15 protein-coding genes and 2 pseudogenes are annotated in these 25,464 nt (G+C 71.6%); 6 read left to right on the forward strand and 11 right to left on the reverse strand.

Annotated elements, in window-relative coordinates; all coding sequences use genetic code 11:
* Window positions 1-45: 45 nt before the first annotated feature.
* Window positions 46-4,797 (forward strand): hypothetical protein, encoded by a 4,752-nt coding sequence (locus ACFQ7Q_RS06775; RefSeq protein WP_383550694.1) that lies wholly within the window; start codon window positions 46-48, stop codon window positions 4,795-4,797.
* A 134-nt stretch (window positions 4,798-4,931) separates the two neighbouring features.
* Here the strand turns inward: ACFQ7Q_RS06775 and ACFQ7Q_RS06780 are convergent, their stop codons facing one another.
* The 6 genes from ACFQ7Q_RS06780 to ACFQ7Q_RS06805 form a co-directional block, all read right to left on the reverse strand.
* A complete protein-coding gene (locus tag ACFQ7Q_RS06780; RefSeq protein WP_383550696.1) occupies window positions 4,932-6,017 on the reverse strand; it encodes an aldose epimerase family protein in 1,086 nt (361 codons plus the stop codon).
* 86 nt (window positions 6,018-6,103) lie between these two features.
* A complete protein-coding gene (locus ACFQ7Q_RS06785) occupies window positions 6,104-7,159 on the reverse strand; it encodes a LacI family DNA-binding transcriptional regulator (protein WP_383550698.1) in 1,056 nt (351 codons plus the stop codon).
* A gap of 80 nt (window positions 7,160-7,239) precedes the next feature.
* Window positions 7,240-8,298, reverse strand: coding sequence for an ABC transporter permease (locus ACFQ7Q_RS06790; RefSeq protein ID WP_383550700.1), 1,059 nt, complete (start codon window positions 8,296-8,298; stop codon window positions 7,240-7,242).
* Window positions 8,295-9,266: an ABC transporter permease gene (locus ACFQ7Q_RS06795; RefSeq protein ID WP_383550702.1), complete on the reverse strand. Its 972-nt coding sequence runs from the start codon at window positions 9,264-9,266 to the stop codon at window positions 8,295-8,297. The genes ACFQ7Q_RS06790 and ACFQ7Q_RS06795 overlap by 4 nt, the downstream gene beginning before the upstream one ends.
* Window positions 9,263-11,137 (reverse strand): ATP-binding cassette domain-containing protein, encoded by a 1,875-nt coding sequence (locus tag ACFQ7Q_RS06800; protein WP_383550704.1) that lies wholly within the window; start codon window positions 11,135-11,137, stop codon window positions 9,263-9,265. The genes ACFQ7Q_RS06795 and ACFQ7Q_RS06800 overlap by 4 nt, the downstream gene beginning before the upstream one ends.
* A 167-nt stretch (window positions 11,138-11,304) precedes the next feature.
* The gene (locus tag ACFQ7Q_RS06805; RefSeq protein WP_383550705.1) at window positions 11,305-12,390 is read right to left on the reverse strand and encodes an ABC transporter substrate-binding protein; all 1,086 of its coding nucleotides are present in this window, start codon (window positions 12,388-12,390) and stop codon (window positions 11,305-11,307) included.
* 568 nt (window positions 12,391-12,958) lie between these two features.
* Between ACFQ7Q_RS06805 and ACFQ7Q_RS06810 the strand changes: the two are divergent.
* Together ACFQ7Q_RS06810 and ACFQ7Q_RS06815 are read left to right on the forward strand one after the other, a co-directional pair.
* Window positions 12,959-16,233, forward strand: a pseudogene (locus ACFQ7Q_RS06810) (LamG-like jellyroll fold domain-containing protein).
* Between the two features lie 156 nt (window positions 16,234-16,389).
* Window positions 16,390-17,532, forward strand: a complete 1,143-nt coding sequence (locus ACFQ7Q_RS06815) for a S1 family peptidase (protein ID WP_383550706.1) — start codon at window positions 16,390-16,392, stop codon at window positions 17,530-17,532.
* Between the two features lie 93 nt (window positions 17,533-17,625).
* On the opposite strand, the gene ACFQ7Q_RS06820 is transcribed toward ACFQ7Q_RS06815, so the two are convergent.
* Together ACFQ7Q_RS06820 and ACFQ7Q_RS06825 are read right to left on the reverse strand one after the other, a co-directional pair.
* A complete protein-coding gene (locus tag ACFQ7Q_RS06820; RefSeq protein ID WP_383550708.1) occupies window positions 17,626-18,633 on the reverse strand; it encodes a LacI family DNA-binding transcriptional regulator in 1,008 nt (335 codons plus the stop codon).
* A gap of 425 nt (window positions 18,634-19,058) precedes the next feature.
* Window positions 19,059-20,210, reverse strand: a complete 1,152-nt coding sequence (locus tag ACFQ7Q_RS06825; protein ID WP_383550710.1) for a HEAT repeat domain-containing protein — start codon at window positions 20,208-20,210, stop codon at window positions 19,059-19,061.
* 485 nt (window positions 20,211-20,695) lie between these two features.
* Here ACFQ7Q_RS06825 and ACFQ7Q_RS06830 point away from each other — a divergent pair, with 485 nt between their 5' ends.
* The 3 genes and pseudogenes from ACFQ7Q_RS06830 to ACFQ7Q_RS06840 all read left to right on the forward strand — a co-directional run bounded on the left by ACFQ7Q_RS06830 (window position 20,696) and on the right by ACFQ7Q_RS06840 (window position 23,162).
* Window positions 20,696-21,202: a hypothetical protein gene (locus tag ACFQ7Q_RS06830; protein WP_383550919.1), complete on the forward strand. Its 507-nt coding sequence runs from the start codon at window positions 20,696-20,698 to the stop codon at window positions 21,200-21,202.
* Window positions 21,203-21,259: 57 nt separating this feature from the next.
* Window positions 21,260-22,692: pseudogene (locus ACFQ7Q_RS06835) on the forward strand (flotillin family protein).
* 143 nt (window positions 22,693-22,835) lie between these two features.
* Window positions 22,836-23,162, forward strand: a complete 327-nt coding sequence (locus ACFQ7Q_RS06840) for a hypothetical protein (protein WP_383550712.1) — start codon at window positions 22,836-22,838, stop codon at window positions 23,160-23,162.
* A gap of 61 nt (window positions 23,163-23,223) precedes the next feature.
* Here the strand turns inward: ACFQ7Q_RS06840 and ACFQ7Q_RS06845 are convergent, their stop codons facing one another.
* The 3 genes from ACFQ7Q_RS06845 to ACFQ7Q_RS06855 form a co-directional block, all read right to left on the reverse strand.
* A complete protein-coding gene (locus ACFQ7Q_RS06845; protein WP_383550714.1) occupies window positions 23,224-23,538 on the reverse strand; it encodes a DUF3040 domain-containing protein in 315 nt (104 codons plus the stop codon).
* Window positions 23,539-23,647: 109 nt separating this feature from the next.
* Window positions 23,648-24,907 (reverse strand): cation:proton antiporter, encoded by a 1,260-nt coding sequence (locus ACFQ7Q_RS06850; RefSeq protein ID WP_383550716.1) that lies wholly within the window; start codon window positions 24,905-24,907, stop codon window positions 23,648-23,650.
* Between the two features lie 4 nt (window positions 24,908-24,911).
* On the reverse strand, window positions 24,912-25,382 hold the full coding sequence (locus ACFQ7Q_RS06855; protein WP_383550718.1) for a cation:proton antiporter regulatory subunit: 471 nt from the start codon (window positions 25,380-25,382) through the stop codon (window positions 24,912-24,914).
* Window positions 25,383-25,464: the final 82 nt, after the last annotated feature.

Consider the following 25,464-nt stretch of genomic DNA (forward strand, 5'->3'; position numbering starts at 1 on the left):
GTCGACCCCCGGGGCGATGTCGGTAGGGCATGCGACGATCCAGGCGTGATCGTCTCGCTCGCTTCCCTGTTGCCCGCCGCCGCTCCGCACGTCTCGACGACCTATGCCGACTGGGTCACCGCCCACGACCCGGACGCGGCCGGGATCGCGCGTGGCCTGATCGACGACATGGGCTCCGAACTCAACCGGTCCCGGGCGAAGCCCGGCCGGTTCGTCGACGCGATGGCCGCCCGCGCGCGGCGACTGCCGGCGGCCCACCTGCCGTGGTTCTGGGACACCGTGGGCCACCGGCTGATCGGTCATGGCAGCCGGCCGGGCGGACGCGCGTACGCGGCGGCGCGGGCGGCGGAGGCGCAGCACGGACTGCCGGTGGATGCCGGCTACCGCCGGGCCAACGCGCTGCTGTTCGCCAAGGGCGGGGCCATGCCCGCCAAGGAGTTCGGGGCCCACCAGCGCTTCCTCGCCGAGACGTTGAATCCGGACGCGGCGCATGTGGCCCTGGACGCGTTCCTGACCGCCTGGGCGGGCTCGCCTGCGGACCTGCCGGCGGATCTCGTGCGACGGGTGCGCGCTTCGGCCAAGGCGGCCGGGCACGGGGACGAGGAGGTCGCGCGGCTGGTGGGCTCGCTCTTGTCCGTCACCAGGAAGAAGTCGGTGCCGGACGCTCTGCTCACCGCGGCGGCCCCGGTCCTCCGAGCCCATCCGCCGACGGACACGGTCGCGGCCGGGCTGGTGGAGGTCTTTCCGGACGGCGTCACCGACGGCGGGGCGTGGCTCCGGATGCTGATCGCCTGCGGCGCGACGGAGGCGATGGAGTCCGGGCGCGTGGTCCCGGAGGGCGGGCCGCACCACTGGGTCGGACACTTCGTGCACATGTACCAGTACGCGGCCCAGTCCGGCGGCGGGGTCGCGAGGCAGCCGCTGCCGGCCGAACTCCTCGATCTGATGGGTCGGTTGGGGCCGCGACTGCGAGCCGCGGGCGAGCCGGTGACCTTGCACACCACCCGGCACCACTACCAGGGCTTCGACGCGGATGTACTGGACGCCGCCCTGGCGGCCGGGGTCACGGTCGTCGACCCGGGTCCGGCGGTCCGGATGCGCTTCTGGGGCGAGGGGTCCCGGCGGGACCTCGCCGCGCTTGCCGCGGATCCGGTCTTCGGCAGCAGACTGGAGGGGACCGTGCACGCGAACCTGCTGCCGAACTGGTCCATGGCCCGCCGGCAACCCGGTTCGGCCGTGACCCTCCTGCCGGGCAACGAGGGCATCGCCCATGAAGTGGCAGCGCGGGTCGGCAAGCTTGTCGACACGGTCGGGGGCGGCGGCATGGCCGGAGCCGAGGAGGCCGTGACCGAGCTGGAGACCCTGCTGGACCGGCCGACGGTGACGGCGCTCGGCGGCATCGCCGACGCCCTCGCCGGGGCGGGCGCCGCGGGTGCGCTGAGGCGCTCGCTGACGGCCGGGCTTCCGGAGGAACTGGCCTGGCCGGCCCTGGAGTCGGTGTACGCCGAGTTCGCGGCGGACGCCGGGCCGGAGGAGGCGGACGCGAGGCTGCCGGGCGTGGCCGGTGTGACGTCCACCTGGCCGGTGCTGACGGTGTTCGGGCGGGACCGGGCGGTCGCCGTCGCGCCCGAAGGGGTGCGGGGTTCCTGCCGGTTCACGGTGCCGCAGGACGCGAGCAGGTTCGCCGTCCACTACGTGGGCGGTTCCTTCTTGGTGAGCTGGACCCTGAAGGCCGGCTCCTTCTGCGACACCGCGGTGTGGGCCGACCGCCCGGAGGAGCGTTTCACGCCTGAAATGGTCGGCGGGCTGGTGCCGTTCGGCGGCAGTCTGGACGGGGCGTACGGCTTCCAGTTCGAGACTGCCGACGGTGGCGGACGGCACGGCGGCACACGCGTGCTGCGCCCGGGCGGTACGGAGGGCATCGACCGGGAAGAGCTGCAGCTCGGCGACGGCTCCCGGATCTGGACCAACGCCGTCCACAGGAGGAAGCCCTGGGAGGTGGTGGACCCGGTCACCGGGGTCCGCCAGGGCCCGACGGTCCTGCCGGACTTCCCGGGGCGCGCCGCGAGCGCCGCTCCGGCGGCGGAACCGTCCGAGGAGGGCATGAGCCTCGCCGTGGAAGCCCTGCAGCTGGCTCCGCTGCCTGCCGCTCTCACCGACTCGCCGCTGGGCAGCCGGGACGGGCTCGTGGGCACCCGGGTGCTGTTCGGCACCCGGTACCGCGATCACACGCCCGACCGCTTCCTGGTGGAGAGCATCGACGGGCGCACCGCGCGGTTCGCCATCGACCGGCCGGGGCAGGAGCCCTGGGGCCTGTGGGCGCCGCCGGAGGGTGCGGTGGAGGACGTGGTCCTCGCCGAGGCGGAGACCCGGACAGGCGTGCGCGCGTACGCCGCCGACGGCGCACTGCTGTGGGAACAGGACGGGCACCGCTCACCCCGGCACACGCGGGTGAGTCCGGCCCGGCGGGCCACCGTGTCGGGCGGCGTGGCCCTGCCACCGGCTTTCTGGTACCTCCTGCGGACCCGGGACGCGGCCGGATCCCGGGCGCTGCGGTCCGTGGGACCACGGACGGCGGACGCGTTGCTGACGGCCGCCCTCGACGGCGCGGAGGCGTTGCGCGCGGCCGTGGTCAGGGAACTGCCGGACGTCGCCGACCCGGTGCTGACGGAAGCCGTCGTGGCGGTGGCCCGACGGGCCGCGCGCGTGGAGGAGCGGCGGCGAGCCCTGCACCGGCGCGTCACCCTCCTCGGCGAGGCACCGCCGACCGGACCGCGCCGAGCAGCGCCGGACACCGAACTGATGCCCGCCTTGGCCGGGTTGGTCTCGCACGGAGCGCCCGACCCGTGGCGCAGGACCCCGGAGGCGGCCCTGCCGGCGACGCTGAGCGCGCTCGCCGCCGACGGCGCCTGCCTGGCGGGGACGATCGTGGAGGAGGTGCGCAGGCTCTCTCCTTCGGCGGCCCCGCACGACTGGTCACAACTGCTGGGCACGATCGACGCCGTGGCGTGGCGGGCGGCAGTGGCACCCACCCCGGAGGCGGCGCGGGCCGCTCTGCTGGCGCTCCTGGACACCTGGGCCGACCAGCCGTTCGCCCGTTCGGGCAGCCGGTGGTGGGTGGGTCGCGCACCCGATTCCGGCGCTCTGGACGGACTGCGCGAGGGAGGTCTCCCGGTGGCATCCGCCACCGTGCGGGGCAGTGGGCCGGAATGCTGGTTCACCGCACCCGCGGCTGACGACGGTCACGACGATCCGGTACCGGCGGCGGTACCGGAGGCGCGACCGGTCCGCGTGGAGCGGGACGACGCCACCCGGCTTCGGGCCCTGGTGGCGGCGATCGACGCGCACGGTCCGGTCCCGTTGCCGGAGGCGGCGGCCGCGAGGTTCGCCGAACTGACGGGTGTTCGAAGGGCTGTGGCCCGGCTGGTGGTGGCCGGGCTGGTCGGCGGGAGCGCCGGGGACGAGGACCGGGCTCTGGCGCGCAAGGCCCCCTACAAGGCCACTCCGATGACGGTCGAGTCGTACGAGCGCCTGCACACGCGGCTAGGGAGCGCCGGTCGGCGCGCCGTCCTGGCGGCAGCTCTGCCCGAGGATCCGGCCCAGCTGTGGCGTCCGGGCGGTGTCGAAGCGGCGGTGGAACGGATGGCCGTCGTCTGGCGGCGACTTCTCGGTGCGCTGCCCGCCGTGCACGACGACACGGCCGACGCCCTGGAGGTCGACCTGGGGCTCTGCGAGGTGTGGGCCCGGCGGCTGGCGGGCGGGTACGAGGCGGCCGAGGACGCGACCGTGGAGGCCACCGACTGGGAGCTGGCGGCGACGCCGTACGGCATCGGGGTGGAGGTCCGGGCCGTGCCGCCGGCGGGACCCGATCTGCCCTACGGCACCCCGGTGGGCATCCCGGTCGACCGGATCGCGAGCGCGCTGGTGTGGGCGTGGACGGACCGTCCCGTCGGCGACCCGGCGGTGGCCGGCGCGACGGCCCTGTACGAGCGGCTGCTGGCCGAACTGGAGCGTCCGGAGCTCCTGCTGGCGCTGCCCGGCGGACGGGTCCAGGACACCTCGGAGCGGATCGCCGAGCGGTTCGGGCCCGGGCTGCTGCCGGTGGCGATGGGCCGTCGCAAGGAAGCGGGGCCGGTCCCGGTCACCGCGTACGACTCCGGGCCCCTCGTGGTGTGCGCGCCCGGTGGCGCCTCCTTCCTCCGGCCCGCGGCGGTTGCCGATCCCGATGTGTGGCGGCGAGTGAAGGAGGTCGCCGATCTGACCGAGGAGCTGAACCGGGTGGCACCGCTGCTGCCCGGCGGAGGCCTTGAGCGGATGATGCGGCGGGCCCGCTCGGGGGCCGTGCGAGCCGGCGCGTACGAGGCGGATCCGCGGCAGTCCTGCCCGGAACTGATCACGCGGGTGTCGCGGGAACTCGGCGTCGGGTCGGACGCGGCGGCGCTGTATCTCCAGGTGGCGACGCTGGCGGCGCCCTCCGACCGCAACGTGCGGCGTTGGAACGGCTGGTCGGCCAAGCGGCACGCGGAGGTCCGGACGGAGCTGCTCGCCACCGGCGCGGTGGTGGAGGCAAAGCGCGCGCGGGCCGGTCGTACGGTGTTCCTGCCGGGTGAGTGGAGCGAGCTGAAGGCCCCGCATCTGCCGTTGGAGACGGTGAAGCTGGCGGCGCACGAGGTGCGCCCGCTGTGGGGCAACGAGATCCGTGCCCCGTTCGGCCGGATCCTGCCGACGGCGCCGCTGCACGAGATGTTCACCGCCGCCTGGGAGCGGAGGGCCGGCGGGAACGGAGGCGCCGGCTAGACCGCTCGCTTCGATCCCGTTCACGGCCGAGGGGGGCACATGGGCGGAAGAGCTCGGCACCGCTGCGTCCACTCAGGCCGCCCCGGCGAGGGCACCCTTGCCGGGGCGGCCCGACCGGCGTCGGGCCCGTGGCGTCAGCGGCCCGCTCCGCCGCCCGCGAGGTGGGGGAAGCGGAACTCGGTGCGGCGGTGAGCCGTCGCACCGGGGCGCAGCACGGCGCTGGGGTAGGCGGGCCGGTTCGGAGCGTCGGGGAAGTGCTGCGTCTCGAGGCAGACCGCGCCATGCCGTTCGAAGGCACGGCCGGTGTCGCCGGTGAGCGAGCCGTCCAGTTGGTTGGCGGTGTAGACCTGGAGCCCTGGCGCCGTGGTCCACACGTCCATGACGCGGGTCCCCGCCGGAGCCGCCAGCCGGGCGGCGCGCCGCGGCCGCCCGGTCTCCTCGCCGGACAGGGCCCAGCAGTGGTCGTATCCTCCGGCCCGGCGGATCTGTTCGTCGTCCGACCGGACGGGCTCCCCGAGGAGTCGGGGCGAGCGCAGATCGAAGGCGGTGCCCGTCACGTCCTGGAGTGGGCCGAGCGGAATCCCGTCGGCGTCGACCGGCAGATAGGCGGGAGCGTCGACCTGGAGGGTGTGACCCAGGACGTCCCCGGCCCCGGCCAGGTTGACGTAGGCGTGGTTGCTGAGGCTGACCACGGTCGGGCGGTCGGTCGTGGCCGCGCATGCGAAGGACAGCGTGCCGGCCGCGTCGAGGGCATAGGTGACCGTGACGTCGAGCGCGCCCGGGAACCCCATGTCGCCGTCGGGGCTGTGCAACGACAGGCGCAGCGCGGCCGTTTCGTCGCCCGCGACGGGAGTGGCCCGCCACACCCTGGTGTCGAATCCCTCGGGACCGCCGTGCAGGGCGTGGCCGCGGTCGTTGGCCGGGATGTGATGCGTCGCGCCGTCCAGGGTGAAGCGGCCGTGTGCGATGCGGTTGGCGTACCGGCCGATCAGCGCGCCGAAGTAGGGGCTCTTCTCGGCATACTGGTCGACCGAAGGGAGCGACAGGACCACATCGGCCGTCTCGCCCCGCGTGTCGGGCACGCCCAGCGCGTGCAGGACGCCTCCGTACGTGAGGATCTCGGCGTACACGCCGGAGGGGGATTCCAGCCTCCAGAGGCCGACGTCCTCACCACTCGGGGCGGTGCCGAACGGCCGGTGGCGGACGGTGGGTCGGGGCATGATGAGTCCTCGGTGCGAGCGGTGGCCGGACGGAGCCGGTACGAAGGGACGCGAGCGGGAGCGATGGGCGCGGACAGGCCCGCGGGTCAGTCGGCTGCCGGGGCGCCGCCGCCTGCCTGGTGCTTGCCGGAACGCCCTCCCCCGGTCGACTCCCTGACGACGAGTCGATGCCCGGGGCTGATCCTGCGGGGCTCGGACACCGGTCCGCCGCTGAGCCGCTCGACGAGTCGGTCGACGCAGAGGCGGGCGATGGCCTGTTTGTCGGGGCGGACGGTGGTCAGACTGGTCGCTCCGTAGCGGCTCTCCTCGATGTCGTCGAAGCCGACCACGGCGACGTCGTCGGGGACCCGGAGGCCGCGTTCGGTGAGGGTGCGCATGGCACCGAGGGCGATCAGGTCGTTGTACGCGAAGACCGCGTCGGGCCGTTCCCCTCGTTCCAGGAGCTCCGCCATGGCCGCCGCCCCGTCGGCGCGACCGTAGCCGTCCGTGGCCACGACCAGTCTCTCGTCCGGTTCCCGGCCCGCCGCGGTGAGCTCCTCGCGCCAGCCCCGCAGCCGCAGATGCGCGGGCCGGCGTTCGCGGCCGGTGCGTGAGCCGAGGAAGGCGATACGGCGGCGGCCGAGGTCCAGGAGGTGGCGGACCGCGTCGCGCGCGGCCGCCACGTTGTCGATGGCGATCTGGTCGTAGGGCGCGTCGTACTCGCGCTCGCCGAGCAGCACCAGGGGCGAGGTCTCCTGCCGGGCGACGAGGTCGGCGGTCTCCAGATGGATGGGACTGAGGATCAGCCCGTCGATGACATGGGAACGGAACTCCTGGCAGACCAGCAGTTCCCGCTCGCGCAGACCCGCGGTGTGGTCGACGAGCACGGTGTAGTCGTGCAGGGCCGCGGCGTCGATGACGGCGCCGGCCAGCTCCGCGAAGTAGGGGTTGCCCAGTTCGGGCACGGCGAAGGCGATGATGCCGGTGCGCCCCTTGCGCAGATGCCGGGCGGTGAGGTTCGGCCGGTAGCCGAGTTCGTCGATGGCCTGCTGCACCTTGGCGCGCATCCGGGGTGTGACGTGGGGGTAGTTGTTCACCACGTTGGACACGGTCTTGATCGACACGCCTGCCCGCTGCGCGACGTCCTTGAGGCTGACGCCCACGGCACTCCTCTTGTTCGGCTCTGATCGGCATGGGCCCGGAGGCCGGGGCCCGGTGGTATCCGGGTCCCGGGGAGCCGGCGTCAGGTGCTCTTTCGGCTGCGTGACAGGTACCGCTGCGCGACCACGACGAGGATGAGGAATCCGCCGCTGACCACCGACTGGTACGAGGAGTTGAGCGAACCGATCTGGTTGATGAGGTTCTGGATGACGGCCAGCAGCAGGACGCCCCACAGGGTGCCGCTCACCGATCCGGCGCCTCCGACGAGCAGGGTCCCGCCGATGACGACGGCGGCGATCGCGTCGAGCTCCATGCCGGTGCCGATGATCGTGACACCGGACGAGAGCCGCGCCGCGTTCACGGCCCCGGCGAACCCCGCCAGGAGTCCGCTCAACAGATACACCGTCACCTTCGCGCGTACGACGGGCAGTCCCATCAGCGTGGCCGCGTCGGCGCTGCCGCCGACGGCGAACAGGGTCTGGCCGAACGACGTGCGCTGGAGCACGAGTCCACCGACGCCGAAGAGGACGAGCGCGATGAGTATCGGGTAGCCGAAGCCCCCGACGCCGCCCTGGCCGAGAGTGGCGAACGCCGAGTCCTTGGGGACGAGATAGGTGGTGGCCCCTTCGTCGGTCAGGGCGAGCAGCAGCCCGCGCGCCCCGAGCAGTGAGGCGAGTGTGACGATGAAGGGCGCCATGCCCGCTCGGGCGATCAGCAGCCCGTTGACCATGCCGATCGCTCCGCACACCACGAGGGGGACGAGCAGTGCCGGGAGGATGCCCCACTGCGAGGCCCACGCGGCGAGCACGCCGCCCAGCGCGAAGACCGATCCGACGGAGAGGTCGATGCCACCCGTGATGATCACGAGGGTCATGCCGAGCGCCACGATGGCCAGGAAGGACGCCTGTACCGTCACGCCGCGCGCGTTGTCCAGTGTGGCGAACGTCGGGTAGACGAAGGAGGCGATCACGACGACGAGGAGCAGGACGGCGAGCACGCCCTGGCGCTGCAGGAGCGCGGCGAGCCGTTCCCGGCCGGAGACGTCGGCCCCCCTGCGGTCCGCGGCGGCTCCGCTCCCGGTGGGCGGCACGGGTGACGTGGGGCCCGTCCCCGGTGAGGCGAGCGAGGAGATGAGGTTCATCGGGATCGGCGCTCCCGTGCGACGTAGACGGCGGCGACGATGATGGCCGCCTGGGCTATCTGGGCGGTGGAGTCCGGCAGGTCGTGCTTGACGAGCGTGGCGCGCAGCAACTGCATCAACAGCGCACCCGCGACGGTGCCCAGTACGCGGATGGACCCCCCGCTCAGCGGGGTCCCGCCCACGACCACGGCGGTGATCGCGGACAGCTCCATCAAGGTGCCCAGTGAAGACGGGTCGCTCGCGGTGAGGCGGGCGGTGGCGAGGACGCCCGCCAGGGCGGCGAGCACCCCGCACAGGATGTAGACCCCGGTCAGCACCCGCTTGACGGGCAGCCCGGCGAGGGCGGCCGCGGACCGGTTGCCGCCGATCGCGACGACCTGGCGCCCGAACGTGGTCCGGTGGACGAGGAAGGCCACCGCGAGCGCCAGCACGGCCGCGATGAGGACGACCAGCGGAATGCCGAGGAAGCTGCCGGTGCCCAGTGACAGCAGGTCCGGGTTGACGATCTGCTTGAGCCGGCCGTCCGCCATCACGAGGGCGAGACCGCGCCCGCCGACGAACAGGGCCAGGGTCGCGACGATGGGTTGCAGTCCGACGACCGAGACGAGGGCGCCGTTCACGGCCCCGACCACCGCGCCGGCGAGCAGCGCGATCAGCAGGGCGGGCACGAGGCCGTAGCCCAGGTACAGCGGCAGCAGCGCCGCCGCCAGTGCCATGGCGGAGCCGACCGACAGGTCGACCCCCTCGGTGCCGATCACCAGCGCCATGCCGAGGGCGACGATGACGATCGGGGCGACCTGGATCAGCTGGGTGCGGAGGTTGTCGACGGTGAGGAAGTGCTCGGTGAAGACCGCGTTGAAGAGAAGGAGCGCGGCCACCGCCGCGTAGACGCCGTACTCCTGGAACCACGCGGGAGCGCTGAGTCGTGCGGAGGCGCGGGCCGGAGCCGCGGTCGCCTGGGTGGTCATCGTGGGTCCTCCTTGAGGCCCGTGGCCGTGGTCGTGGCCGAGGCGGGGGCCGGGACGTGCTGATCGTTCACCAGCGCCTCGCCGGCAGAGGCAGGCCGGGTGTCGGCCTGTCCTTCGGGGGCCGGCGGGGTGGCTGCTTGTCCTTCGGAGGCCGGCCGGGTGTCGGCCTGTCCTTCGGAGGCCGGCGGGGTGGCTGCTTGTCCTTCGGAGGCCGGCGGGGTGGCGGCCCGTTCCTCCGTGGCAGGTCGGGTGCCGGACGGCCCTCCCTCCGTGGCCGCCGAGGCCGGAGTGGGGGAGTGGTCGGCGAGCACGGCGAGCAGCGCGCTCTCCGACACCTGATCGCCGGTCAGCTCGCCGACGGTGGCCCCGCTCCTCAGCACGACGATCCGGTCGGAGCCCTCGACGAGCTCCTCGATGTCGGACGAGATGAGCAGGACGGCGAGGCCCTCCTGGGCCAGCTCGTCGATCAGCGCCTGGACCTCGGCCTTGGCGCCGACGTCGATGCCGCGGGTGGGTTCGTCGAGCAGCAGCACCTTCGGTTCCAGGCACAGCCAGCGGGCCAGAAGGACCTTCTGCTGGTTCCCGCCGGACAGCTCGCCGACCTTCTGCTCGGGGCTCGACGCCTTGATCCGCAGCCGCTTCATGAAGATGTCGACGACACGGTCCTGCTGTGTGCGCGAGACGATGCCGGCGCGGGAGAGGCGGGGGAGCGCAGCGAGCACGATGTTCTCGCGGACCGAGAGACCGGGCACGATGCCCTCGGCCTTGCGGTCCTCGGGCAGCAGACTGATCCCGGCACGAATGGCGTTCGCGGAGGAGAACCGGCCCAGCGGTGCGCCGTCGATGGCGATCCGCCCCGCGTCCAGCGGCAGGGCGCCGGCGAGCGCCTTCGCGGTCTCGCTGCGGCCGGAGCCCAGCAGACCGCCGAGGCCGAGCACCTCGCCGGGGTGGAGCTCCAGCGACACGTCGTCCAACTGGTGCTTCCTGACGAGCCCTTCGGCCGTGAGGACGGGCTTGCGTGCGATGTCGTGGCCCTCGCCCGCGAAGCTCGTCACGCCGTCCCGGCGGACCTCGGACATCTCCCGGCCCAGCATCATGGACACCAGCCGCATCCGGTCCAGGGCGGCCAGATCGCCGGTGTGGATGTGCCGGCCGTCGCGCAGCACGGTGACCCGGTCGCAGATCCGGTACAGCTCGTCCATGCGGTGACTCACGTAGACGACGGCGATGTTCTTCCGCCGCAGATCGCCGATCACCCGGAACAGCGTCTCCACCTCGCGCGGTTCCAGGGACGAGGTGGGCTCGTCCATGACGACGACGTGCGCCTCGACCGACACCGCGCGGGCGAGCGCCACCATCTGCTGCGAGCCGATGCCCAGGGTGTGCAGAGGCCGACGCGGGTCGACGGACACGCCGAACCCGCCGAGGAGGGCGGTGGCCTCGTCGTGCATGCGCGTGAAGTCGATCAGCCCGAGGCGGGTCCGGGGCTCGCGGCCGAGGAAGATGTTGCGCGCCACGCTCATGAGCGGGACCAGGTTCACCTCCTGGTAGATCGTGGAGATGCCGGCCTGCTGCGCGTCGAAGGGGCGCGAGAAGTGGACCGGGCGGCCCGAGAGCAGCAACTCGCCGCTGTCCGGCCGGTGCACGCCGGTGAGTACCTTGATCAGGGTGGACTTGCCCGCGCCGTTCTCTCCGACGAGCGCATGGGTCTCGCCTGCGCGGAGCGTGAACGAGACGTCGTCGAGGGCGACGACGCCGGGGAATCGTTTCCCGACGCCGCGAGCCTCCAGCACCGTCGGCGCGGCCGACGGCTCGGTCCCGCTCGCCGTGGACGGTGCCGCTTCGGGGGGTGCCGCTTCGGGGGGTGCCATGAACGTGGCCTTCCGGAGATCGATCGTGTGGGTGGGGCGGGGCGGCCCCGGTCGGCGAGGGCCGCATGCCCGGGGGCGACTCGTGGCCCGCGCGGCCCGGGGTACGTGCTCCGGGCCGGCCGCCGTTCACGCGGGGGCGGCGGCCGGACCCGGACGAGACCCCGGGGTCAGTACGCGCCGCCGAGGGACTCCTTGGCGTTGGCCGGGTCGTAGGCGCGGTCCGAGATGATGACGTCCTCGGGGATGCCTTCGCCGGCGTAGAACTTCTGGGCGGTGGCGAACGCGAGAGGACCGAAGCGCGGGTTGGACTCGATGACGGCGTTGAGCTCGCCGTTGGCGAGGGCCTGTACGGCGTTCCGGGTGCCGTCGATGGAGACGACCTTGACGTCCTTGCCCGGAGCCTTGCCCGCGGCCTTGAGAGCGGTGACGGCACCGAGGGCCATCTCGTCGTTCTCCGCGTAGACCGCCGTGATGTCGGGCTTCGACTGGATGAGCTGCTCCATCACCTGCTGGCCCTTGTCACGGGAGAACTCGCCGGTCTGCTGCGCGACGATCTCCAGCCCCGGCGCCTGGGCCTTGACCTGGTCGACGAAGCCCTTGGTGCGGTCGGTGGTGACGCTGTTGCCCGAGGTGCCGAGGAGGATCGCGACCTTCCCCTTGCCGTCGGTCGCCTTGATCATCGCGTCTGCGGCACGCTTGCCCTGCTCGACGAAGTCCGAGCCCAGGAAGGTCAGATAGTCCTTGCAGGCTGTCGCGTTGACCTTGCGGTCGATCGTGAGGACCGGCACCTTCTTGGCTGCGGCCGCCTGGAAGGCAGGTTCCAGTCCGTCGGAGTTGAGCGGGGCGACGATCAGGAACTGCGCGCCCTGGGCCAGCATGTCCTGGATGTCGCTGATCTGCTTGGGGAGCTGCGACTGGGCGTTCGTGGTCAGCAGCTTCTTCACGCCGATCTTCGCGGCCTCGTCCTTGATGGACTGCGTCTCCGCGATACGGAAGGGGTTGGCCTCCTTCTCCGACTGGGAGAAGCCCACGACGGCGTTTCTGAGGTCGAGCTTCGGGGCGCCGTAGCTCGTGAGCGTGCAGCCGGGGCCGGCCGAAGCCGAGGGCGTCTGGACCGACTGCGCCCCCTGGCTGCTGTCGCCGCCCGCGTTGTCCGAGGTCTCGGACTTGGCGCAACCGGACAGCGCCAGCGAGGCGGTGGCGGCCACGAGGCAGGCGACGGCGAGCGTGCGGGTTCTCTGCGGAAGGGTCATCTGAGGGCACTCCTTGGCGGGGGACAGCACCGCCGAGTGGCGTGCGGTCGCGCGAGGTGGGAAAACGTTGTCAACCTGCCGTGGAAGACCGACAGGCTTGGTGAGAGCGGGCCTGACCTGGGAGAACCAGGGTTCGAAGCAGTCACGTGGCGGAGCGGCCGCGGCGGCTTTACAACGTTATAACCGCGTCCTGCGATGTGCGGCAAGAGTGCGGCGCAAGGTTTCCGCGATGTGTCCGGGAGCGGCAACCGCGTCCCGGGGCAAGGTGTGTGACGGGCGATCAGTCAGGGACTGCCGGAGGTCTGGACAGCCGCCGGACGGCGTGCTGTCATTCCGCTGCACACAGTTTTCCAACGTTGGAATGACGGCTGGTCGTTGCTGGCGACCACCCTGTGCCCGCGCTGCGTCGGGCCGGGACGCCGTCGGCCCGGGCCCGCCCACGCGACCGCGCGGCGACTGCCGGGCATACCCGGGCGCCGGGACGGACATGGCACCTCGCACGGGCGGTTCAGCCGTCACGCCCTCCCGGGTCCCGCTCCGATTCCCCTCTGTCACGAGGAAAGATTCGATGACACGACGACACACCCGCTCCCGAACCAGAATGTGGGCGCTGCTCGCCGCGGCCGCCCTGGTGCTGCCCACGAGCGCCCTGATCCCCACCGCATCCGCCGCGGAGCCGACCCGCGCCGCGTCCGCCCCCGCCGCTCAGAGCCCCGCCATCGAGGTGCACGGCCTGAAGGGCGAGTACTTCAGCATGTCGGCCCCGGGCGCACGGGACTTCGCCGAACTCGGCGGCACGTCCCTCGATCCGCAGATCGACTTCTCCGGTCTGACCGGCACCTTCCAGAGTCTCACCGGACAGGCCGAACACACCACCGCCCGCTGGACGGGCCGGATCCAGGCCCCGGCCACCGGCGACTACACCTTCCACGGCATCGGAGACAACGGCTTCCGTCTCTTCATCGACGGAGAGCCGGTCATCGATCACTGGATACCCGACTGGGACAAGGAGCAGACCAGCGCGCCGGTCAGGCTCACCGCCGGCGAGAAGCACGACTTCCGTCTGGAGATGTTCCAGGACGTCGGCGGGCGAACATGTTCCTGCGCTGGTCGACTCCGACGATGGCCAAGCAGTTCGTGCCGGAGTCGGCGTTCACCCCGCCCGCCGACTTCGAGGTCTACCCGGTGGAGCTGACCGTCGACGAGAGCGGCCGCCGGCTGCGCGCGCGGTTCGAGAACGAGGTCTCCGGCCTCGGAGCGGTCAAGGACCATCTCACGGTCGAGGCCGACACCACGCCGATGCCGATCCGCTCCGTCTCGGTCGCCCCGGACGACCGCGACTCCCTGCTCGTCACGCTCGCCGAACCCATCCAGAAGAACCAGCGGGTCCGGATCGACTACGACGGACAGGGCGGCCTGAAGAGCGGCGAGGAGACCGTTCCGCAGATCCTCCGCTCCGCGACGAACGCCTCCGCTCACCGGCTCACCACCGAGTGGGGCGACGGGCTGGACGAGAAGAACCCGCTGCCCGAGTACCCGCGCCCGCAGCAGGTGCGCGGCAAGTGGAAGAACCTCAACGGTCCCTGGCAGTTCGCCGGTGCCGGCGCCGGCGAACAACCGGTCTTCGGCAAGGACCTCGGCGAGAAGATCACCGTGCCGTTCCCGGTCGAGGCGCAGCTCTCCGGAATCGAGCGGCACGAGGACCACATGTTCTACCGCAGGCTCGTGAACGTGCCGAAGGACTGGAAGGTCGGTACGGGAGAGAAGAACAACCGGCTCAAGCTCAATTTCGGCGCCGTCGACTACCAGGCCCGCGTCTGGGTCAACGGCCGGCAGGTCGCCGAGCACACCGGCGGCTACAACGCGTTCAGCGCCGACGTCACCGACGCGATCAAGGGGACCGGACCGCAGGAGATCGTCGTCGCGGTCACCGACACCGGCGGCCGGAACCAGCCGACCGGCAAGCAGTCCACCAACCCCGGCGGTATCTTCTACACCCAGTCCTCCGGCATCTGGCAGACCGTCTGGATGGAACCGGTCGCCCCCGTCTCCATCGACGACGTCGTCACGACCCCCGACATCGACACCGGCAGCCTCGCCGTGACCGTCGCGTCCGACGACGCCTCGGGCGGGGCCCGCGTCGAGGCCGTCGCCCGCGACGACCGCGGCAAGGTCGTCGGCCGGGTCACCGGCCCGGCCAACAGCGAGCTGCGCCTGCCCGTGGCGAAGCAGCGGCTCTGGAGCCCGGACGACCCGTACCTCTACGACCTCGACGTGAAGCTGATCGACGGCAGGTCGACCGACAACGTCGAAAGCTACTTCGGCATGCGGAAGATCGGGATCGAGAAGGTCGGCGGCTTCCGGAAGCTGGTGCTCAACGGCAAGCCGGTCTTCTCCCTGGCCACTCTCGACCAGGGATTCTGGCCCGACGGCCTCTACACCCAGCCCAGCGACAAGGCGCTCGCCTTCGACCTGGAGGCGCACAAGAAGCTTGGCTTCAACGCCGTACGCAAGCACATCAAGGTGGAGTCCCCGCGCTGGTTCTACCACGCGGACCGGCTCGGCCTGCTCGTCTGGCAGGACTTCGTCTCGGGCGACCTCACCGACGAGACGGGCCGGAAGGCCTTCGTCGACCAGGGCCGGGAGATGATGCGCCAGCACCACAGCGCGCCCTCCGTCATCGGCTGGATCGTCTTCAACGAGGGCTGGGGCGAGTGGAACCGCGAGGAGACCGGACGCATCGCCGAGTCCGTCGAGCAGGCCGATCCCTCCCGTGTCGTCAACGCTCACAGCGGTGTCAACTGCTGCAATTCCAAGGGGGATTCGGGCAAGGGCGACATCATCGACCACCACGACTACAACAACACCGACCCGGCCTACCCCGACGCGAACCGAGCCGCCATGGACGGTGAGCACGGCGGGTTCACCCTGCGCACCCCCGGCCACATGTGGCCCGGCGCGCCGACGGTGATCTACAGCGGTGTCGCCGACAAGGAGGCGCTCACTCGCAAGTACGTCGAGAACACCGAGAAGTTCTACCTCGAGGCCGCCGGCGCCGAGCTCTCCGGTTCCGTCTACACCCAGATCTCCGACCTGGAGAACGAGCTCAACGGCCTCTACACGTACGACCGCCGGGACATCAAGGTCGACCCGGCGCGCGTCCGCGAGGTCAACCGCAAGGTCATCGCGGCCGGCGCCGCCGCGGGGGAGCGCGATCAGCTGAAGGGCGGCGGCTCCTGGGCCCTCGACGAAGGCACCGGAACGACCGCGCGGGACGCCGGTCCCAACGCCAAGCCCCTGAAGCTCACCGAGGGCACCACCTGGAGCCCCGGGGTGAGCGGCAGCGCCCTGACGTTCGACGGCCAGGGTCGGTACGCCCAGACCGACGGCCCGGTGCTCGACACCACCACGAGCTACTCCGTCTCCGCCTGGGCGACGCTCGGCTCCCTGCCCGGCAACTACGCCACCGTGGTCAGCCAGGACGGACGGCGCCAGGAGAACCCCTTCTATCTGCAGTACGGGCAGGGCGCCTTCGCCTTCAGCACGCCCGGCGGCAACCGCGCCCGCTACGTCACGACGCCCGAACCGGGCCGCTGGTACCACCTCGTCGGAGTCCGTGACGCCGCGAAGAACGAGATCAGGCTCTACGTCGACGGTGCCCTCGTGGCGACCGCCACCCCCGGACCGGCGGACGTGAGCACCGGACCGCTCTCCGTGGGCAGGGCCAAGTGGAACGGCGGCAACGTCGACTTCTGGAACGGTTCGGTCGACCAGGTCCACGCCTACGACAGGGCACTCACCACCGAGGAGGTGGCCGCACTCAACGCCCAGGAGAAGCCGTAGGACCGAGCGGCGCGGCCTGAGGGCCGCGCCGCGCCATCCGGGTCGACCGTGAGCCCATCGTTGGTATGGGCCTGACAACGTTCTCCCGCTAGCGTGGTCGCGGCGCTCGTTGAGAGCGCTCTCAGGTCGATCCGATTCCCCTCACCTGGAGGCCCCGTGAGACGCACATCCGCCCTCCGCGCCGCCGTCGCGGCCCTGATGCTGACCGTCGGACTCGGCGGGGCCCACTCGGGCACCGCGAGCGCCGCCCCGGCGGCCGACCCGCCCACGGTGTCGTCCGGACTCCTTGACGCCATGCAGCAGGACCTCGGCCTGACGAAGAACCAGGCCGAGAAACGGTTACGGGCCGAGAAGACCGCGGCGCGCGTGGAGAACGACGCACGCCGGATCAGCGGCAGCTCCTACGGCGGAGCCTGGTTCGAGGCGACCACGGGACGGCTCGTCGTCGCCCTCACCGACCGGAACGACGAGGCCGACGTACGCGCCCTGGGCGCCGACACACGACTCGTACGCCACAGCGCCGCCGCGCTCGACGGCACCAAGTCCCGTCTGGACGCGCTCGCCGCTCCCGTCGGCGTCGCAGGCTGGCACGTCGACCCGAGGTCCAACAGCGTCGTCGTCACGGTGGTCCGCGCGGCCCGGACCGAGCCCGCCGTACGCGCCTTCGTCGCACAGGCTCGCACGAAGGGCCCCGTCACCGTCGTCGAGACGGCGAACGCCCCGCGGACCTACGCCGCGGGCACCGTGGGCGGCGACCCGTACTACACCGGCAACGTCCGCTGTTCCATCGGCTTCTCCGTGCACGGGGGGTTCGTCACCGCCGGGCACTGCGGGCGTGCCGGCGCCGCCGTGCGCGGCTGGGACGGGTCCGCCATGGGCACCTTCCAGGGCTCCTCGTTCCCCGGCGACGACTACGCGTACGTCAGCATTCACAGCGGCTGGTGGACGGTCCCCGTGGTGCTCGGCTGGGGGACCGTACCGGACCGGCTCGTCCGTGGATCCGCGGAGGCTCCCGTCGGCGCGTCGATCTGCCGCTCCGGCTCCACGACCCGCTGGCACTGCGGAACCGTCCTGGCCAAGAACGAGACCGTCAACTACAGCCAGGGCGCCGTCCACCAGATGACGAAGACGAGCGTCTGCGCGGAGGGCGGCGATTCCGGCGGGTCCTTCATCAGCGGCGACCAGGCCCAGGGGGTCACCTCCGGCGGCTGGGGCAACTGCTCCTCCGGCGGTGAGACGTGGTTCCAGCCCGTCAACGAGATCCTCGGACGATACGGCCTGACCCTTCACACCGCCTGATCGGACGCTCGACGGCGCACCCGGCCGCGAGAGGTCGCGCGCGGTCCGGGGCGGGAGAGTACGCGGGTGGTCCCGTTCCGTCCCGGGGCCGGGTCAGCGACGGCCGAGCGTGCTCTCCCGCTCCACCAGCTCGAAATCCGCCTGCACGCGCCGGGGTACGTACGCCTTGTCCTGGAGGCCGGCGAGGACGGCCTCGACGGCGGCCCGAGCGATGGCCGGCTTGTCGGGCGAGACGGACGTGAGCGTCACCGCGCCGTAGCGCCCTTCGACGACGTCGTCGAACCCCACCACGGCGACGTCCTCCGGCACGCGCAGCCCGCGCTCGGACAGCACCCGCATGGCGCCGATGGCGATCAGGTCGTTGTACGCGAACACGGCGTCAGGGCGCCGTCCCGAGTCGAGGAGGTCTGCCATGGCGCGTGCCCCGTCGGCATGCCCCCAGCCCTCCGTGGTCGCCACCAGGCCCTCGTCGTGGGGCAGCCCCGAGGCGGCGAGCTCCTCGCGCCACCCCCGGAGCCGCAGCAGGGCGGGACGGCTCTGCCCGCGCCGAGCCCCGATGAAGGCCAGGTCCCGGCGGCCCAGGTCGATCAGATGCCGCACGGCGACCCGGGCGGCGGCGACGTTGTCGATGGCGATGTGGTCGTACGGCAGGTCGTAGTCGCGCTCGCCCAGCAGGACCAGCGGCACCTGCTCCGAGCGGTGAGTCAGATCCTCCGGCTCCAGCTCCAGCGGACTCAGGATGAGGCCGTCGATCACACGGGAGCGGAAGCCCTGGCTGACGAGGACCTCCCGGTCGCGCCGGCCTCCGGTGTGGTCGAGGAGCACGGTGTATCCCCGCTCGTCGGCCGCGTCGACGACGCAGGCGGCCAGCTCGGCGAAGTAGGGGTTGCCCAGCTCGGGCAGGGCGAGGGCGATGATCCCCGTGCGACCCTTCCGCAGGTGCCTGGCCGCCAGGTTCGGCCGGTATCCCAGCTCGTCGATCGACCGCTGCACCCGTGCGCGCATCGCCGGCGTCACGTGAGGGAAGTCGTTCACGACGTTCGACACCGTCTTGATCGACACACCCGCGTGCAACGCGACGTCCTTGAGGCTGACCCGCACGACGTTCCCCTCCGATCGATTCCAGCCCTGGGACGGATCCGCCCGCACCCCTTCGTCCCGGACCGGACAACGGCCTGCCACGTTATACGGTCCGCCCCGGAACAGGGGCAACACCCGGGCGTCGTCAGGACCCGACCCGTGGTCGGCGTCGGGGAGACGGACTTCGGCACCGCCATCCCCGGTGCCCCCTCGACCCGAAGCCGATGGCCGCCGAAGTTCCCCCATTCGACGTCGACAAGCATCCCTGAAACCCGGTTCTGGCACAGACCTTGGAGAACAGTCACAGAGAGTGACGGACGCTCGAATCTACGCACCGGATGGCTGTTCGAGGGCCAGGTAGTCAGGTGACGGATGAACAAGCTCGGGATGATCCACCTCGTACCGATCGCCGTGGATCGCCAGCATCGTCGAGACGAGCGTCGAGCTCAGGTCGATGCGGTGCGCGCGCGAATGCGGTCCGCGGTCCGCAGTCCTTGCTTGGCGGCGGTTGCCACGAGGCTGCCGAGGGTGGTTCTGGCGAGGTCGTGGGCGGCGAGACGTTCCAGCGCTGGCAGGGCCCGGTCGTCGGCGGTGGAACCAAGAGCGCGGCAGGCCAGTGCTCGGAGGTCCGGGTCGGGATCGGTGGTGAGGGCGATCAGGTCGTCCACCACCGGCGGGCCGAAGGCAGCGATCGCTGAGGCGAGATAACTGGCCTTCGGGTTCCGGCGTTCCATCATGGCCTGCCAGAGCACTGCGAGTGCCCGGTCGCCGCCGATTTGGCCGAGCGCCAGGGCGGCCCTGCTGCGTACCCAGCTTGTCTCGTCGTTCAGCCGGGCTGTCAGGGCGGGCACGGCGGCGTGTTCCTCAAAGAGGCCGAGCGCCTCGCAGGCACCCTCGCGGACCATCGGATCGGGATGCTCCAGCAGCGCGGTGATCAGCGGAACGGCCCGGCGGAAGCCGAGTTCGGCACAGGCGAGCGCCGACCACCGCACCCCGCGGTGCCCGGTGTCGGCGAGCGCGCGCAGTAGCCCCGGTTCGACGCTCGCGTCGCCGAACAGGGCGATCCGGTTGAGTGCCTTGGTCCAGACGGTGACATCCTGCGTCCGGTGGTCGGAGGCGACCTCGGACAAGGCCGCCCGGGCCTGCGGATGGCCGAGCTCGGCCCACTCCAGCAGGGCGTCGATCGCCCGCAGCCGGATCGTGCGGCTGCTGCTCAACTCGGCGGCGTGTACGGTGACGAGGGATGTCGGCCCGTCCGGCGGGTGGCCGAGTGCGTCCCCGAGCGGGCCGGCGAGCGGTGGTTCGAGCTCGCCCAACCACAGGGCCAGTGGGCCGATTCGGGTGCCGACGTCCGCGTCGTAGCAGCCGTCGCCCCGCAGGTTCGCGGCCAGCTTGGCGACCGTACGGAAAAGCAGCGATGCGCGGTCCGATGGGTAATCAGCGAGGGCGCCGAGTCGGCCGGACACCGCCGCGGTGACGGCGGTCGGCGGCCGACCGGTGGCTTCCAGGACCGCCTCTGCCCAGGCGAGTGGCTCGCCCTGACGCTCGTAGAGCTGGCGACCCCACAGGCGGAGGACAGCGTCACGATGGTCGCTCATCCCAGGATCATTCCAGCAGGGAACACCGACAGCCAACGGCTTTTCCTCGCAGTCGTTCAAATGCGCCGTCGCCGACTCATCCGCCCTACACAATCGAACACTCCGACCACGCTCCGCGATCGCTCCCCAAGATCTGTGCCAGAACCCGAAACCCACGGAGACATCTGCCGGGGACAAAGCGAGGAAGCGGCGCTGCACATGGGCAGGCGCATGTCAATGGGTGTCGGCACCCATGCTGAATCGGTTGATTGCATGGAACAATGAGAGGGCTTCCGCGTGATTCGCCGAACGCCGAGTCGGGTGGGCGCATTCGTCAATTCGCTGAGCGGGGTGCCTCGATCGCGACTGAGTGCCCCGCAACCCTGCGATGGTCATGAATGCCGTTCGGCGGCAGAGAATGCGCAATGACTTCCGGGCTCCGGTAAATGAGTCGTCGTACTGCCGCGTCAAGCGTGAGCCGAGTCCGGATCGAGGGGGGACGGTGCATGGGTTGGTTTCTCGCGTTCGGATTCGCGGGTCTCGTTCTGTTGGTGTCGGCCCTGGTTTTCGACGGGATCCTGGAAGGTGTCCTCGACGGATTCGGGGGCGCCGTCGACGGGTTCCTGTCCTTGCCGGTGATCGCCGGATTCGTGTCGATGACGGGATTCACCGGCGCGATCATGCTCGGAACAACCGGTTTGGGCGCGGGGGCCGCCGTCGGTGCGGGAGTGCTCGCCGGTTTCGCCGTGGCCTGGCTGACCTGGCGTATCGGCCGGGTGCTGATGCGCCACGGCACCGTAACCGCTCCACGCGGCGATGACCTGGCCGGGACGTCCGGCTCGGTCGTCACGGCGATTCCGGCCGACGGCTACGGCGAAGTACTGCTCTTCCTGGGCGGGCAGCCGATGAAGTTCGCCGCCAAGGCGAGCGCGCCCGTGCCGAGCGGCGCCGAGATCTGGGTCGAGACCGTGCTTTCGCCGACCTCCGTCGAAGTCCGCCCGGTCGAACGCTGAGGGCCCCACGCCCACCTTTTCCGCTCCTACGCACCGCAATTCAAGGGGGATTGCCTCATGAGTCCCGTACTCACCGCCGTGTCGGGCATCGTCGTACTCGTCGTCCTGCTCGCCCTCGTGGTCATCACGCGCTACAAGGTCGCCGGGCCGAGCGAGGCGTTCATCATCACCGGACGCCGCGGCAAGCAGGCCACCGATCCACAGACCGGTCGGGTCTTCACCGACAACAGCGGCCAGAAAGTCGTGGTCGGCGGCGGTGTCTTCGTCGTGCCTTTCGTGCAGCAGAAGTTCACCCTCGACCTCTCCAGCCGGCACATTCCGGTCGCCGTGCGCGGTGCGGTGACCCTCCGCGGCGTCAAGGCCAATCTGGAGGGCGTCGCGATCGTCAAGGTCGGCGGCACCGAGGACTCGATCCGGGCCGCGGCACAGCGGTTCCTGATGCAGCAGGACGGCATCGTCGGCTTCACCCAGGAAGTGCTCTCCGGAGCGCTCCGCTCCATCGTGGGACGCATGTCGGTCGAGGACATCATCCGTGACCGCGCCGCCTTCGCCGGCCAGGTCGCGGAGGAGGCCGAGGCCAGCCTGTCGGGGCAGGGACTCGTCCTGGACGCCTTCCAGATCCAGGACATCACCACCGAGGGCTCCTACCTGGAGGACCTCGGCCGGCCGGAGGCCGCCCGCGCCAGGCAGGAGGCCGACATCGCCGAGGCCGTCGCCCGCCGCGCCGCCGAACAGGCCAGGCTGAAGGCCGAGGAGGAGATCGCGATCGCCCAGCGGACCCTCTACCTGAAGCAGGCCGAGATCAAGGCCCAGACCGACGAGGCCGCCGCCCAGGCCAACGCCGCCGGTCCGCTCGCCGAGGCGGCACGGCAGCAGGACATCCTCACCGAGCAGGAGAAGGTCGCCGCCCGCCAGGCCGAGCTGACGGACCGCCAGCTCGACACCCGGATCCGCAAGCCCGCGGACGCGGCCCGTTATCAGGCCGAGCAGGAGGCGGAGGCCCGCCGCATCGCCCTGGTCAAGGAGGCCGAGGCCGACGCCCAGCGCTCCCGTCTCACGGGTGAGGGCGAGAAGGCCCACCGCGCCGCGCTCGCCGACGCCGTACGCATCGAGGGCGAGGCCGAGGCAGCCGCCATCGCCGCCAAGGGCTCCGCCGAGGCCGAGGCCATGCGGAAGAAGGCCGACGCCTTCGACCGGTACGGTGACGCGGCCGTCCTGCAGATGCTCGTGGAGGTCCTGCCCCAGGTCGTCGCCAAGGCGTCCGAACCGCTGTCCGCCGTCGACAGGATGACCGTCATCTCCACCGACGGCGCGAGCCGGTTGACCCGTACGGTCACCGACAACGTCGCCCAGGCGTGGAACTCCTCAACTCCACCACCGGCGTCGACCTCGCGGCACTCCTCCAGGGCATCACGCGGCCCAAGCCGGCACCGAGCCCCACGGCGGCCACTCCGTCCGACGACGGAGCGGTCGAGATCACCGACCACTGAGACGCCATGCCAGGAGCGGGAGGGGAGGCAATCCCCTCCCTGTCGGCCACGATCACCACACGACAAGGATCGTCCGCGGGGACGACGCACTCGCGCACCGCATCGCGGCGGAGCTCGCCGACGTCTACCGGCAGAGCGTCTGCTTGATCGCGCCCCCGGCCCAGGGCCTGGACGGCGCCGCAACTCCGCTCATGGGCGTACGAGAAGTGCTTGCCGACGCACCCGGCGAGCAGACCCTCAGGGAGGTCGGGGTCGGCCGGGCCGTCGCCCTGGCCCTGCTCTACGAGGACGACGAGATCAACATGCCTCACCACCGCCCAGGACGCCGGCGACGCCCCGGTCTGCTGCGGGACCTCCACCCCGGCTACGTCCTGCGCCCGGAGGACCGGGTCGTGGTCGCCGCCGCGACCCGGGCGGGACTCGCCGTCCTCCTCGGGCATTCCCCGGCTCCCTCCCGGCCAGGCACGTGAGCGTGGCGGTGCGGCGGCCAGGGGCCCGGGCACGTGAGCGTGGCGGGGCGGCGGACGGGCGCTAGACCTTCGTCGTGGACACGGATGCGGACAGGGTGAGCGGGCCCGGTCCGGTGTCGTCGGCGGGTGGGGCCGGGGAGGCGGTCCAGATCATGGTGAGGAGGAGGGCCAGGATCGCGATCACGGCCAGGACGATCGCCACGACCACGCGGCGATCCCGCCGGGGCCGTACGTCCTCGTCACCTGACTCCGGTTCAGGTTTCTGAGGAACCCGCGGGTCCAATGTGCCGAACAGCGATGCGAGGTGGGGGTCGTCGCGTATCAGACCCTGCTCGATCTCCGAGAGGATCTGTCGGTCGTCTGCATGAGGACTCATAGCGGCCCCCTCCGGGTCGGCACACGAGCCGCGTCCTCTTCTATTGTGACCGCGAACCCTCGATCCGGCAGCCCAGTGCCCGGCACCCTCGCTCACGTGCGACGCTCGCTCACGCGCGCTCCGCCGCCCCGCGCCCGTCCGCGTCCTCCACGAGCTGCGGCGCCCCGGTCACGGGGACGGACTCCGTGGCGTGGAGCGGCGACGGGGACGGGCCGCGACCCCGGGTGAGACGGGTGGCGATCGGCTCGGCGTAGCGGGCCGTGAGCGGTCCGATCACGACGAGCACCAGGACGTACGCGGTGGCGAAGGGGCCCAGCTCGGGCTGGACGCCGGCGGTGACGGCGAGGCCGGCGATGACGATGGAGAACTCGCCGCGCGCCACGAGCGTGCCGCCCGCCCGCCAGCGTCCCTTCGCCCCGATGCCGGCGCGCCGGGCGGCCCAGTATCCGGTGGCGATCTTGGTCAGGGCGGTGACGACGGCGAGGGCGAACGCCGGGAGTATCACCGGCGGGATGCTGGCCGGGTCCGTGTGCAGGCCGAAGAAGACGAAGAAGACCGCCGCGAACAGGTCCCGCAGGGGGCTGAGCAGGGCGTGGGCGCCTTCGGCGACCTCACCGGACAGGGCGATGCCGACGAGGAACGCTCCCACCGCCGCCGAGACCTGCAGCTGCTGCGCGATGCCCGCGACCAGCAGGGTGAGACCGAGGACCACCAGGAGCAGCTTCTCCGGGTCGTCGCTGGACACGAAGCGGGAGATGACCCTGCCGTAACGGACCGCGACGAAGAGCACCAGGCCCGCGACACCGAGCGCGATCGCCAGGGTCGCGCTGCCGGCCGCGAGGCTCACGCCCGCGAGCAGCGCCGTGATGATGGGCAGGTACACGGCCATCGCGAGGTCTTCGAGGACCAGGATGCTGAGGATCACCGGCGTCTCGCGGTTGCCGAGCCGCCCGAGGTCGCCGAGGACCTTCGCGATGACGCCGGACGACGAGATCCAGGTGACGCCGCCGAGCACGACGGCGGCCACGGGGCCCCATCCCAGCAGCAGTGCCGCCGCTGCGCCGGGCAGCGCGTTCAGGGCGAAGTCGACCAGCCCGGCCGGGTACTGGGTCTTCAGATTGGAGACGAGGTCGCTGGCCGTGTACTCCAGACCCAGCATGAGGAGCAGCAGGATCACACCGATCTCCGCGCCGATCGCGACGAACTCCTCGCTGGCACCCAGCGGCAGCAGACCGCCCTCGCCGAAGGCGAGGCCGGCAAGCAGGTACAGAGGTATAGGGGAGAACTGGAAGCGGCCCGCGAATCGTCCCAGCAGGCCGAGGGCGAGGATGATCGCGCCGAATTCGATCAGGAAGATCGCGGAATGCACGCGATCACTCCTGTCCGAGTATCAGGGCGGCGGCGTCGACGCCCTCGCGGGTGCCGATGACGATGAGGGTGTCTCCGCCCGCCAGCCGGAAGTCCGGCGTGGGGGAGGGGATCGCACCTGACCGGCGCAGTACGGCGACGACGGAGGCGCCCGTCTCGGTACGCATCCGCATCTCGCCGAGGACCCGCCCGTTCCAGTGCGACTGTGCGGACAGCTCGATGCGTTCGGCGACCAGCCCCAGGTCGGTCGTGTGCAGCACGTTCGGGCTGTGATGGGCGGGCATCAGCGCGTCGATCAGCGAGGCCGTCTCCGCCTCGGTCAGATGGAGCGACTGGGCACACGCGTCGGGGTCGTCGGCCCGGTAGACGTTCACCGACCGGGTGCCGTCGCGGTGCGCGATGACCGACAGATGGCGGTGCTCACGCGTGGTGAGGTCGTACTGGACACCGATGCCGGGCAGGGGTGTCGTTCTCATCCGCGGAGCAGGCACAGGCCCGTCCCTTCTGTTCGTCTCAACCAGGGTTCCGCCACGGGGAGCGACGTTTCGCTCGCTCCGT

This window comes from Streptomyces sp. NPDC056527, assembly GCF_042794475.1.
Taxonomy (GTDB): Bacteria; Actinomycetota; Actinomycetes; order Streptomycetales; family Streptomycetaceae; genus Streptomyces.